The following is a 12,339-nucleotide window of genomic DNA, read 5'->3' on the forward strand; positions in this document are numbered from 1 at the left end:
CGATGCTGATAATCTGTTGACTAGCAGTCTGACTCCACAAGCACCCACACGAATTGCTTGATTCAGTTATTAAAGAGCGGCTGGTTAAGATCTTTCGTCTCAACCGAGGTGCGCATCTTACAGCGCATCCTTTCAAATTGCAACCTTAAAAGTTTCTGATTTTTCAACAAAATCAACTACTTAAGCCAAGAACAACATCAAGCTGCTCGTTAGCGGGAGGCGAATAGTACAGTATTAAAATACGTGGTCAACCCCCCTTTCTGAAAATTCTTCTTCCTTATCAAAGCGCCCGGGTTGCCACCATGAAAACCTCCGGCATCCATATAAAGCATCGGGGCAGCAGAGAACCCGGACTACGTCGTCACTGAAGCGCCCCTTATTTCGCACCCCAGCGATAGCACTGTTCCAGACCACCAGATTCAATGACAGCGCCATACCCGTCCTGCTCGGTCCCCCTCTACCGACATCCTCGTCGGTATTTCGAGCCGTGCGGCAGATTTCAAAAAAAGTCGCAAACCCCGCGACTATTCGGGGTTTGCGACTCATGGTCGATACGTCCCTCAAGCTCCCGGGACGTTTTCTTCGGATATGCCTGCCATGTTCATTGCGCAACGTGCAGGCTCAGTTCTGTACCTCAACCACATCGACATCCCGAGCGTCCGGGGCATCAGGGGCGTCATCCACATCCTCTCTGGCTTCCTTCGCCTCTACTTTGGCTACTTTGGCATCGTTCCGGGCCGCATTTGCGGCAGCCCTGGCAGCATCTCTGGCTGCATCTGCTTCTGCCTTGGCGGCGTCCCGGGCTGCATCTGCATCTGCTTTCGGTACGCCAGCGGCTCTGGCAGCGTCTCGGGCTGCATCTGCTGCAGCTTTGGCAGCATCCCGAGCTGCATCCGCCTTGGCTCTGGCAGCATCCCTGGCTACATCTGCGTCGATCCTGGCAGCGCCCCTATCTTCTGCAGCTTCCCTGGCAGCGTCACCAGCTTCTTCTGCGGCTTCCCTGGCAGCGTCACCGGCTTCTTCTGCAGCTTCCCTGGCAGCGTCATTGGCGTCTTCTGCGGCTTCCCTGGCAGCGTCATTGGCGTCTTCTGCGGCTTCCCTGGCTGCATCTGCGGCGTCGTCGTCATCGTCGTTGGCATGCGCTTTGCCCGGGCCTCTGTTCCCGATCATGCCACCATGGTCATCGTCGTTGTCGTTGTCACGCGCATTGCCCGGGCCTCTATTCCCCGCCATGCCACCATGGTCATCGTCGTTGTCACGCGCATTGCCTGGGCCTCTATTCCCCGCCATTCCACCATGGTCAGCGTCGCCGCGGCCCGGGCCGCCATGACCAGAAGCACCATGACCGCCGCCATCTCCATGGCCGCTACCACCGTTACCGCCTCCGCCGTCACCACCGTGGCCACCGCCTCCGGAGCCTCCACCGCCGGAACCGCCGGAACCGCCGCCGCCACCGTGACCACCACCACCGCCACCTCCGGAGCCTCCGGAGCCTCCGCCGCCACCGTTGCCGCCTCCACCGCCGCCACCGTGACCACCGCCGCCTCCGCCTCCGCCGCTACCGCCATCTTTGGCATGCACGCTGGAGAAACTACTGATGTAATCAGGCACCAGGACAGTCGATGCCGACAGGACCCCGCCAATTGCCAGAGCCAACAAACACTTCTTGAGTACCATGATGCACCTCCGCTTGGAGTTGCGCCGTCATCTCCGTATCGAACGCAATGTCCAGTGAGTTCCCGGCCGCCCATTGGAGCGGCCAGCCAACCGGCACGGCCATAAATCTGCAGCAATCACGAGCAATTGCGGTATTCGCACGATCCCTCAGAGCCAGCCGGTATCGTTGCGTGGGAAATATTCCCACACCTAATAGATTAGTGCTGTCAGCCTGAGTGTCAACGACCGAATATCAGGACTTGAGCCGGCTGTCCTGACTGGCTTTTCGACGCGCTCCGCCGTGCCTGGACCCAGCCTGGGTCGAAGCGGTGAAACGCATCAGTGCAGGAAAACAGGCGGATATCAGTAGGTGTGACTGAACAACAGCCCAGCCTCGCCATCCGGGCTGGCGTCGGAAAACCCCTTGACGGCATACAACTGAAACTTCCAGTTCTGATTGAGCTTGTGCGTGAGGAACAGGGTGAGCTCCTTGATCTGGTCACCCGTGGAAACGACCTTCTGCCGCCAGTCGTAGGACGCTCCCGCCGTGGTACGCGCGAACACGGGTATGGCGAAGCCCAGGCCGGCGAAAATCGGGTCGTCGAAGTCGGAGCCCGACGGGTCACCGAATTTTTTCCAGCCCAGGGTGGCGAACCCGGTCACAGGGCCGAAGGCTTTGGCGACGTCGACCTGCCCGGAATAGTCGGTTTTGCCCGTGCCCAGGCACTTGTCTTCGTCGGCCGTGGGCAACTTGACCTTACCGATCAGGTCCACGAACAACCCGCCAACGCTGCCGTCAATCACGGCATAATCGGCACCGGCAACGGTGTCACCCAAACCGCTTTCCACTTTGCCGCAGCCGCCGGGCAACGGCTCGCCATCAGGGCCGACCGAAGGATTGGTAATGCGCAGCCAGGGCACAGTGAGCTTGTAGGTCATGGGGCCGGTCTGGTATTTGCCCACCAGCGGGACGTACCAGGTTTCGGAAGTTGTACCCGTGCCATAGTCGCCCCGAGAGTAGTCGGTTCCGATCGAGGTCGTGAAGGTATCAGCCAAGGCCGGCAAGCCCAGGCTGGCAAGCAAACCGACGAGCAGGATGCGTTTGGGGCTCATGTTCACCTCGTGTCTTGCGTCATCGAAGTTCACACGCATGCTTTGTTGCGTGACTTACCAAGCCTAGTTACTTATGACGATAGTGCATCATGACTGCACTGTTTTAACCCGACCTGCCGGAGTGATCGATTTTTTCAACCGGTTCAACCTTCTCGACTTTCTCCACCTTTTCGACTTTCTCCACCCTCTCGACTTTTTCTGGCCGCTCTACTTTCTCGCCCTTCTCCGGGCGTTCGATTTTTTCGACTCGCTCTACCTTCTCGACTCTATCGACTTTGTCGGGTTGTTCGACACGCTCTGACTTGCCGGACCTGTCCACGCTTTCCCTCTGGTCGCCGCCATGACTGTCGCCGCCCCCGTGACGGGTATCGTCGCCAACGCGGTCTTCGCTCCCGGAGCGGCCGCTCCTGTCACTGCCCGAGTTGCCGGAGCTGCCGGAATTGTCAGTACTGTTGGCGCCGCCCGAGTTACTCGAACCACTTGAGTCGTCCGTACTTTGCTCGCTGCCCCGCAGGCGCCCATGTTGGTTGCTGGCTGGCGAATCGGAGCGCTCGCGGGACAATTCGATACGCGTTGCCTGCACATCCCGCGCGCCGGTAAATACGCCGTTGACCCGCACGCGTCGGTCCAGTGCCAGTTCCGAAGGCTGCACACCGACAAACACGGTGTCGTGCGCCAGCGTCACATTAAAGCCACCTACCACCAAACGGTGGTCCTGCCGACCCTGCACCAGGCCCTCGATCACCGCATGATGTACCCGACCCATGAAGGGCAGGCTCGGGTCGGAGCGGCTTTGGGTCACGTCCAGCTCGCGGCCGGACCACTGGCCGCGCACCAGCATTTCCTGCGCCGGACCTGGGTGATTGCTGAGTTTGAGCCCCAGGAGATAGCCGCTGCGATCCACCGATCCGATGGCACTGGCCTCCTTGAGGCCGGGCGCCCGGTCGATACGGCTGGCTACCACGTCGCCACGGGCATCGCGCAGTCCGCTGACCCGTACGGGATCACCCGGGCGCAGACCCGCAGCGACTTGAGCACCGCTGGCCAGGCGCACCGGTTGTCCCATGACACGCATGGGCATGGAGTCTCTAGGCAGGGCTGTCAAAGGGCCTTCGTAGACGTGCAGGATAGAAATGCGCCCGGCCTCCAGACCTCGCTTGGAATTGAACGCTTCCACGGCAACCACTTGGCCGACTGCCAGCTGGGTGCTGGTGGTGGCAATGCCGTTCTCGCTGACAGGAACGTTATTGCTGAAGTGCACTTCCAGGCCATTGACGCAGATCGAGGCGAACCCGGTGATGGTACCGACAATGCCGGTGCCACCAATCCCGCCGTTGTCACTTTCACTGTCGATGCCCGTGCCACCCACGCCGCCTGCAACCGCACCGGTGCCGCCAATGCCGCCAGGGTGTTTTTTCAGCGGTGCGCCGGTACCGCCCATCCCGCCGTTGTCGGTGCTGATGCCGGTACCGCCCATCCCCCCAGGCGCCACACCCGTACCGCCGGTGCCACCCGGAGCCTGGATGAGCGGAACTTCACTTGTGCCCGCGTCGTTCTGGCTCACACAGGCTGGGGCGGCCTGCAACACAATCGGAAGCCCGAGGCCCAGAGCAAGGGCGATTGCACGAATCAGGCGCAAGTTGAGGGTCATGGCTTAGGGGCCGTTGATGAATTGGTATCTGAAGCTTCAGTGTAGAAGTACAGGCCGACCGTGATGCGCTGGCGCGTCTCAAGACTGGGCAGGTCGCGGAATTCCAGATCGGCGGCGAGTCGGTTGAAACTCAACAGGGCCTGCATCCCCTCGCTGGCAACGGCCTCGCGCAACGCCTCGACGCTCGCTGGGGTCAGCGCGTCATAGTGGACGCTGCGTTCAAAAAAGGCCGGAACTTCGCCGCTCAGGTTGTGTACCGCGGCGCTAGCATGATCGTGCAGGTTGTGCCCCAGGTAAGCGGTTTTCTCATCGAAGCCCTTTTGCGGCACGAAGGCCTGGGCTTCGAGGTGCACGAGATCTTGTTCGTCAAGGCGCACGACCCCCAGGCGCAGCCACTCGTCCAGCACCACTCGCGCCCGGATATCCGTGCTGACCTTCGCCACCAGAGCGTCAAAGGAGCGATCGCCGCCGACACTGGCCAATCGCGGCAGTGGCAGTGGCTGGCCGGCGTCGTTGCAGAACGGCGCCTTGGCCCAGGCGTTAACCAGTTGCGCACCGAAAGTGATGTTTTCCGGAAGCGTGGAAGCAGCAGGGTCGCTGGTGTTGCGCAAGCGTCGTACATCCTTGCGGTGCACGCCGGTGAGCAGGCTGATGCGGCTGTCGGTCGGTGCCTTGTCGCCCAGACGGAACTCTCGGTCCGCCACCTCGACGAAAACCTCCTTGAGCAGGTCGGCAAACACCAGATAGGTGACTCCTTGGCGCAGCATCAGGCGTACCAGCGGCCGCATGACATGCCGCAAGGCTTTGAGGAGCGAGGTGGGCAAGGTAGACGATTGCATTCAGCGCATTCCTGGTCAGTTAACCCCAGTATAGCCGCGTGGGAAATAATCCCATGAAGACGGGCGCTTTTTTTGCCCTGCCTCATACAAAACCGCTCTTCAGGGTCTTGTATGAGGTCATCAGGCCGCTTCAGATCCGGCTGTTGTCGTCGCCGGGTTCGCCACCATCATGATTGCCATTGTCGTCACCCGGCTCGCCACCGACATGGACGCCGCGGTCATCACCAGGCTCGCCACCGACGTGGACGCCGTGGTCGTCTCCAGGCTCGCCGCCAACGTGGACGCCGTGGTCGTCACCCGCTTCTGCATGGGTACCGCCGCGACCGGAGTTCGAGCCTCCAGAACCGGCATGGCCTGAATTCCCGTTCCCATGGTCGCTGCCGCTGTGGCCACTGTTGCCGCCATGGCCACCGCTGCCACCGCTCCCACTGTTGCCGCCATGGCCACCACTGCCACCGCTCCCACTATTGCCGCCATGTCCGCCGCTACCGCCGCTACCGCCGCCACCGCCGCCACCGCCACCGCCACCGCCATCCTTGGCATAGGCACTCGATTCGTGGGAAACGGAATCTGGTACCAAAACGATGGAAGCCGAGAGGACGCCACCGATTGCCAGCGCCAGTAATCCTCTCTTGAAAAGCAGGTAAGTGTTCATCGTGCATTCTCCTGGTGATTTACCGCGAGCAGTGCCAACGCAATTCGCGCTGCGATCCGGGAGCGGCATGGGAGTAACCCGTAAACTTACAATTTCTCTTGCGTTTTTCGCGTGGGATTTTTTCCCACATCTCTAAATTAACCCTTTCTGGCACCGGGTCAAGCCGCGCAGGAGAAAGCCGACCGACGGCTTTGTGCAAGCCATCGAACTGTCGGGAGACCGCCTATGGGTCATGGCAAAAGGACGGGGGATCGAGAGGTTTCTACCACGGGTAATCACCGGGAGGTGACGGCGGCTCAGGCAACCCCGGATGCGCTGAAGCCCGCCACTTCAGGAGCGGGCTTCTCACGGTCTGTTGACGGCTACCCCGGTACCGAGGATTTTTGCGCACCGACACTGCCCGCCTTGCCGGCGACTACAAGTGCCACGCAACAAGCCAGTGACGAGAATGCAGCGAATGCGCCCATCACATGCAGATAAGGCAACACGTGATTCCAGGCTCGAGCCACCCCCAGGAATGCGGCGAATAGCCAACCGCTCATGGAAAACGCACCCAACAAGGCAAGCCGCGTGCGCCCTGCAGTGCGCAGCGCGACGAATGGAGCCCTTTGCAGCAGCGGGAAACCAACTCGATGCAACAATGCACCGTTCAGGCTAAGCAGCGCGACGACAGTCACCTTGGCCCAGAGTTTCTGATTGAGCAGATACGCGTCGCCTTCATTGAGGTAACCCTGGAGCACCAGCAACAATCCGCTTGCCCAGAGGCCCAACAGTGCGAGGCTGACGATCTTCCGGGTTTCATCAAGGTACTCGAGGCGCGCCTGGTCCAGTATTTCCTTGCGCCAACTCCAAAGCTTGTGATCCGCCTGCAACACCCTCCCCAGGGCAATACACGTAGCGAGCAGATGACCGTATACGAGAAGCATTTTGAGCATTGCCTTGACCTTATTATTGTTTGGGCGCTGCGTTCCATGCTTCGCTGAATTGAAAACGAATGATACAAATTAGCAATTGCGTTTTCAAGACAAACGTCTACTAGCATGCGCCGGAACCGACCTCCATACGACTTTCGTCGTATTTGGAGACAGTTATTCCTGTGGCGGATAAATGCCGCATCCCTCCTCATCGTCGAAATGCTGTAAACCGTTGTAGCGTTGCATCGCGGCCGCCCTGCCCTTGGCGTGAAAAAAGCAAAATTGCCATGTGCTCCCTTCGTTCTGTCTTGCGTCGCACTGTTCTTTGCCCGTTTCTGTACATCTGGAGTTCCCCCCATGCCCCCGCCTGAATACTTGCCCGCTGCGCTGCTGGGCCTGGCCCTCGTTTGTCCGGCCATGGCCGAAGCCCAGAGCCTGGAGCTGGGGCAAGTGCTGATCGGGGCTGAGGACCAGAGCGACGAAGACCAGGGGATCGAGGACGCCAGGGCCCGAATGGCCCAGGTGCCCGGCGGCACCAACGTGGTCGACATGCGCCGCCCGTTGCAGGGTCGCGTGGCCAGTAATCAGGATGTGCTGGCTTACCAGCCGGGGATCTATGCCCAGTCGGCAGGCAACGAAGGGGTGAAGATCTCGATCCGCGGATCGGGGATCAACCGTGCACCGGGCGCCCACGCCTCCGGGCTGTACACCATGCTCGACGGTCTGCCGCTGACCGGCCCTGGCGGCACACCCTATGAGCTGCTGGAGCCGCTGTGGCTCGACCATGTGCAAGTGCTGCGCGGCGCCAACGGTTTCGACCGGGGCGCCCTGGCCTTGGGCGGGGCCATCGATTACGTCAGCCACACGGGCTACGACGCGCCGAAGTTGCAGGTGCGCTACGCGACGGGCAGCCACGGTTATCAGCAGCGCCAGGTCAGCTCCGGACAAGTGCTCGGCGCCTTCGATTACTACCTGGCCATGACCGACGCCAACGCCGACGGCTACCAGGACCACACGGCCAGTGAGAGCCAGGGTGTCATCGCCAACTTCGGTTATCGCTTCAACCCCAACCTGGAAACGCGCTTTTACCTGCGCCACCGCCAGACCGACAACGACCTCGCGGGGCGCGTGACCAAGCACTCCATCGAGCATGACCCACGGGCGGCCAACCCTGCCTACGTGGCGCGCGACGACCGCCGCGATGAGCCGGGCAGCACCTTTATCGGCAACAAGACCACCTGGTTCATCGATGACGATTCGAGCATCCAGACCGGCCTTGTCTACCACGACTACCCGATGGATTTGCGTGAGGGTCCCAACCGTCTGAAGGTGGCGTACACGGACGTCAGCGGCACGTTCGACTACAAGCGTCGCGACACGCTCTGGGGGCTGCAAAGCCAAAGCACCCTGGGCCTGCGAATGACCAAACACCTGCCCAATGCCGGCGCCAGCGAGTTCGTGCGCATCCCCACCGGCAACACCGCCGGTTATGCACCGGGCACGCTGACTCGTAACTTCACCTACCAGGGCTCGGACACCGTCCTGCATGTGGGCAATGACCTGGAAATCGCCGACGACCTGTGGCTGACCACCGGCCTCGCGGCCATCTACACCCGCCGTGAAAGCGATGTCACCTACCCGCAAAGTGGTGGCAAGACCAGCCTGCACGACTGGGACTATGCCCCGCGCGTGGGCCTGCGCTATCAACTGACACCTGACCTGCAACTGTTCGGCAATCTCAGTCGCTCGGTCGAGGCACCGCACCCGTGGTCGCTGATCTATAGCTCCAACATTCGATTCCCGGCAGGCAGTGGCCCCGCCACAGGCGCCCAGCGTGATCCGGTCAAGCTGCAAAACCAGACCGCCACCACCCTGGAAATCGGCGGCCGCGGTGACAGCACGTTGGGGCAGTGGAGCCTGGCCTGGTACTACGCCCAAGTGCGCCATGAACTGCTGTCGGTGCTACCGGATGCCAACGCCACGACCCCCTACGAACTCAACGCCAGCCCAACCGTGCACCAGGGCGTGGAAGCCAGCCTGCTGAGCCCTCTTTGGTCGCCGGACGATGGCGGCCAGTTGAGCCTGCGCCAGAGCTACACCTTCAGTGACTTCCACTACCGCGACGATGACCGCTTCGGCGACAACCGCCTGCCGGGCCTGCCGATGCACTATTACCAGGGCGAACTGCGCTACGACTGGCCACAAGGCTTTTTTGCCGCATTCAACACGCAATGGGTGTCGAAAGTGGCGGTCGATTACGCCAACAGCTACTACGCCGATCCCTACGCAATCTTCGGCGCGACGGTGGGCTACAACGCGCCCAAGGGCGACTGGCAGACCTGGCTGGACCTGCGCAACCTGACCGACAAGCACTACGCCGCCACGGTCACGCCGGGCTACGACGACAAAGGGCTGGACACGGCACGCTCAACGCCCGGCGAGGGCATGGCGATGTACGTCGGGGTGTCGTGGAGCCTGCTCTGAGGCCGCTTGCCTGTCTTCGCAAACGCACGTAACCGAGCGCGACGACTAAGCTTTAGTAACGTCACTTCGTCCCTCAAGGAGAACTCCATGAGCGCCGCCGCCCTGTCCGAACTCGATGCCGCCCTGCCCGACCTGACCCGCAAGATCCGCGTGCTGGATGCCTTGTCCTGGCCCGATGGCGTCGAGGAAGACTTCCTGGCGAAATGGCGCAGCGGGCGGGCGCAGTTACCCGATGTCAAGCTGCAGCCCCGCGAGCACAGCGCCGACATCGCCGCTCTGGAAACCTTTATCAGCCGCTGCGATGTGGGGCATCCGGCCGGGAATTTCCTCGCCATGACCGCCCGTAGCTATGCCACCGCCGGGCACATGCTGGGGGCCATTGGCACTCCCGCCTTTACGCACTATTCGTCTGCACTGTATCGGCGCCCGGATTTCTATTACTCGCGCTTGCAACTGAGCATGCTCGACGCGGCCCGTTTCTTCCTCAAGACCACCGACGCCCTGCTCGGCAGTGCGCGGATTCCACCCTGCCCGGCCGAGATCCCGGCCAAGGTGTTCGCCGCCTGGATACAACCTGAACTGGACCGTTTCTTCGGCGTCGGACAGATCACGGTCGTGCTCGATCCGAACCTGGCCGCCAAGGCCATCGCCGGATCGAGCCGCATTCGCCTGCGGGCCAGCGCGCTGTTCTCGGAACTGGACAAGAACCAGCTGTTGCAACACGAGGCCTTCGTGCATGTCGCCACGGCACAAAACGGCGCACGACAGCCCAACCTCACAAGCCTGGGCCTGGGGGCGCCCCGCACGACCCAGACCCAGGAAGGCATCGCCACCCTGGCCGAACTGTTCACCGGCAGCATGGACATCAATCGTTTGCGTCGTCTGGCCCTGCGCGTGCTCGCCATCCAGCAGGCACTGGAGGGTGCCGACTTCATCCAGGTGTTCGAAGGTTTTCTGGCGGCCGGGCAGACCGAAGAGGAATCCTTCCGCTCGACCCAACGGGTGTTCCGCGGCGCCGACCTGCGGGGTGGTTCGGCGTTCACCAAGGACGCCGCCTACCTGACCGGGCTGCTCGGCGTCCATACCTTGCTGCGCATGGCAATCCGCGATAACCGGCCGGAACTGGTGGGGCATTTGTTTGCCGGGCGCCTCAGCCTGGCTGACACCGTGCGCCTGGCGCCACTGTTCGAGTCCGGTTGGCTCAAGGGGCCGACCTACCTTCCGGCCTGGGCCAGCGACTTGCGCGTGCTCGCGGCCAACCTGGCCTTCTCGGCGTTCATCGCCCAGATCAAGCTGGATGTGCTGGACCTGGAGGTGTTCATGGCATTCGCCGAAGAACACGAAAGCGATGCCAGCGCCCAGTGATCGATCAGGTTGACGCCGTTTTAAAGACAACCTGGGTCGTTCGAATGAGCTGCTACCATTAGGAAGCGGCATCGAAGCTGGGCTCTGTGGCTTGCAAAGTCAGCTTTCACCTCTGCCGCATCGACTCACTCATTTCAAGCCTGCCTGACCACATAGGGGGTGCCAATGCGCATTCCATTTTTTTACGCGTTGTCAGCCGTTCTGTTTTTGAGTGGATCTTCCTGCCTGACACAGGCTGCGGATGCGACCGCACCGGCCCCGGCCAATGCTGCCGATACAGCGTCCGTCACCGCGGCTGCCAAAGATCCCGTGTTTACCCAGGAACAACTGGATCAAATGCTGGCGCCCATTGCGCTTTACCCGGACCCACTATTGGCACAGGTACTGATGGCCACTACCTACCCGGGGGAAATCGGCGAGGCGGTCAACTGGTCCAAAGCAAACCCGGACGCCAAGGGCGATGAGGCAGTCAAACAGGTTGCGAACCAGCCCTGGGATCCGAGCGTGCAGGCGCTGGTCGCCTTCCCGCAGGTTCTGGCAACGCTGGGACAGGATCCCGTCTGGGTCCAACGCCTGGGTGATGCCTTCCTGGCGCAGCCCGACGATGTCATGAACGGCGTGCAACGCTTGCGTCATCAGGCCCAGGCCGCTGGCAACCTGCAGAGCAACCAGTATCAGAACGTGACGATCCAGAATGTCGCGGCGCCGGCACCTGCGACCACAACGCAGGCACCGGCTCCAGCCCCTGCACCGGCCAGCAGCTCCACCATCATCATTCAACCAGCCGATCCGCAGGTGGTGTACGTCCCCACCTATAACCCGACCACCACCTACGGCACCTGGGCCTACCCGGCGTCGCCGCCCGTGTACTATCCGCCGCCACCCGCCTATTACCCCGGTCAGGCCTTGATGGCCGGGCTGGCGTTTGGTACCGGCGTGGCCATCGTCGGGGCGTTGTGGGGTGAATGTGACTGGGGCAATAACGACGTCGATATCGACGTCAATCGTTATAACAACATCAATGCCAACAACCGGATCACCAATAACCAGAACAAATGGCAGCACAACCCGGTGCACCGCAATGGCGTGCCCTATCGAGACAGCGCGAGCCGCGCACAGTACGGCCGCCAATTGAACGGTGCCAGTCAGCGTCAAGCCTATCGCGGGGACACTGCCCAGCGCGCCCAGGCCCGTGAAAACGCCCGCACCTCAATGGACAGGCACGGTATCGAACGACCTGCCACCAGTAACCTCGAAGCCCGTGATCAAACACGCAAACTCCAGTCTGGTACCGCGGGCGACAATCGGTTACAGGCCGGTGCAGACAGGCCAAAAGCGGCTGACAGAGGCCAGGGCACGGCCAGAAACACCCGGGAGAATCAGCAACCCAGGAACCAGAGCGCTCAGCTGAATCAGCGCAGAGAGGGCCAGGCACAGACGCGTCAAACGGCGAATCAACGGCCGACCGCCAGTACCGGCAGTGCCCGCAACAACGCATTCGCCGGCGCACGCTCACCGTCCCAGGCCAACGTCCAGGCCAATCGCGGCCGGGCCAGCCAGGCATCCGCCCAACGCCCAAGTGCCTCGCGATCGGCCGGTCACCAGGTCAGTCGCCCGTCCAGTCCACCAGCGCGTCAAAGAGGGGGCCGTCGTTGAAAAACC

9 protein-coding genes are annotated in these 12,339 nt (G+C 61.7%); 4 read left to right on the forward strand and 5 right to left on the reverse strand.

Annotated elements, in window-relative coordinates; genetic code table 11:
- Window positions 1-597 precede the first annotated feature (597 nt).
- The gene (locus tag ACM6IK_RS13460; RefSeq protein ID WP_414874722.1) at window positions 598-1,782 is read left to right on the forward strand and encodes a hypothetical protein; all 1,185 of its coding nucleotides are present in this window, start codon (window positions 598-600) and stop codon (window positions 1,780-1,782) included.
- Window positions 1,783-2,019: 237 nt separating this feature from the next.
- Here the strand turns inward: ACM6IK_RS13460 and ACM6IK_RS13465 are convergent, their stop codons facing one another.
- The 5 genes from ACM6IK_RS13465 to ACM6IK_RS13485 all read right to left on the reverse strand — a co-directional run bounded on the left by ACM6IK_RS13465 (window position 2,020) and on the right by ACM6IK_RS13485 (window position 6,849).
- Complete coding sequence (locus tag ACM6IK_RS13465) at window positions 2,020-2,769, reverse strand: hypothetical protein (RefSeq protein WP_414874723.1); 750 nt, start codon at window positions 2,767-2,769, stop codon at window positions 2,020-2,022.
- A gap of 103 nt (window positions 2,770-2,872) precedes the next feature.
- Window positions 2,873-4,420, reverse strand: a complete 1,548-nt coding sequence (locus tag ACM6IK_RS13470; protein WP_414874724.1) for a DUF5666 domain-containing protein — start codon at window positions 4,418-4,420, stop codon at window positions 2,873-2,875.
- A complete protein-coding gene (locus tag ACM6IK_RS13475) occupies window positions 4,417-5,259 on the reverse strand; it encodes a DUF6502 family protein (RefSeq protein WP_414874725.1) in 843 nt (280 codons plus the stop codon). The genes ACM6IK_RS13470 and ACM6IK_RS13475 overlap by 4 nt, the downstream gene beginning before the upstream one ends.
- Window positions 5,260-5,389: 130 nt before the next feature.
- On the reverse strand, window positions 5,390-5,914 hold the full coding sequence (locus ACM6IK_RS13480) for a hypothetical protein (protein WP_414874726.1): 525 nt from the start codon (window positions 5,912-5,914) through the stop codon (window positions 5,390-5,392).
- A gap of 362 nt (window positions 5,915-6,276) precedes the next feature.
- The gene (locus ACM6IK_RS13485; protein ID WP_414874727.1) at window positions 6,277-6,849 is read right to left on the reverse strand and encodes a hypothetical protein; all 573 of its coding nucleotides are present in this window, start codon (window positions 6,847-6,849) and stop codon (window positions 6,277-6,279) included.
- Window positions 6,850-7,185: 336 nt separating this feature from the next.
- Between ACM6IK_RS13485 and ACM6IK_RS13490 the strand changes: the two genes are divergently transcribed.
- From ACM6IK_RS13490 to ACM6IK_RS13500, 3 genes are all read left to right on the forward strand, one after another.
- On the forward strand, window positions 7,186-9,312 hold the full coding sequence (locus ACM6IK_RS13490; protein WP_414874728.1) for a TonB-dependent receptor family protein: 2,127 nt from the start codon (window positions 7,186-7,188) through the stop codon (window positions 9,310-9,312).
- An 87-nt stretch (window positions 9,313-9,399) separates the two neighbouring features.
- On the forward strand, window positions 9,400-10,677 hold the full coding sequence (locus tag ACM6IK_RS13495) for a flavohemoglobin expression-modulating QEGLA motif protein (RefSeq protein WP_414874729.1): 1,278 nt from the start codon (window positions 9,400-9,402) through the stop codon (window positions 10,675-10,677).
- A 165-nt stretch (window positions 10,678-10,842) separates the two neighbouring features.
- Window positions 10,843-12,333 carry a DUF3300 domain-containing protein gene (locus tag ACM6IK_RS13500; RefSeq protein WP_414874730.1) on the forward strand — a complete coding sequence of 497 codons (1,491 nt, stop codon included), beginning with the start codon at window positions 10,843-10,845 and terminating at the stop codon, window positions 12,331-12,333.
- The last annotated feature ends 6 nt before the right edge of the window (window positions 12,334-12,339 follow it).

This window comes from Pseudomonas sp. IT-196MI5 (genome assembly GCF_949767415.1).
In the GTDB taxonomy this organism is placed as follows: domain Bacteria; phylum Pseudomonadota; class Gammaproteobacteria; order Pseudomonadales; family Pseudomonadaceae; genus Aquipseudomonas.

Coding starts and splice junctions, on each gene's coding strand:
- ACM6IK_RS13465 (WP_414874723.1), bottom strand. CDS start 2,769: ATGAGCCCCAAACGCATCCTGCTCGTCGGTTTGCTTGCCAGCCTGGGC.
- ACM6IK_RS13485 (WP_414874727.1), bottom strand. CDS start 6,849: ATGCTCAAAATGCTTCTCGTATACGGTCATCTGCTCGCTACGTGTATT.
- ACM6IK_RS13480 (WP_414874726.1), bottom strand. CDS start 5,914: ATGAACACTTACCTGCTTTTCAAGAGAGGATTACTGGCGCTGGCAATC.
- ACM6IK_RS13500 (WP_414874730.1), top strand. CDS start 10,843: ATGCGCATTCCATTTTTTTACGCGTTGTCAGCCGTTCTGTTTTTGAGT.
- ACM6IK_RS13460 (WP_414874722.1), top strand. CDS start 598: ATGTTCATTGCGCAACGTGCAGGCTCAGTTCTGTACCTCAACCACATC.
- ACM6IK_RS13495 (WP_414874729.1), top strand. CDS start 9,400: ATGAGCGCCGCCGCCCTGTCCGAACTCGATGCCGCCCTGCCCGACCTG.
- ACM6IK_RS13470 (WP_414874724.1), bottom strand. CDS start 4,420: ATGACCCTCAACTTGCGCCTGATTCGTGCAATCGCCCTTGCTCTGGGC.
- ACM6IK_RS13475 (WP_414874725.1), bottom strand. CDS start 5,259: ATGCAATCGTCTACCTTGCCCACCTCGCTCCTCAAAGCCTTGCGGCAT.
- ACM6IK_RS13490 (WP_414874728.1), top strand. CDS start 7,186: ATGCCCCCGCCTGAATACTTGCCCGCTGCGCTGCTGGGCCTGGCCCTC.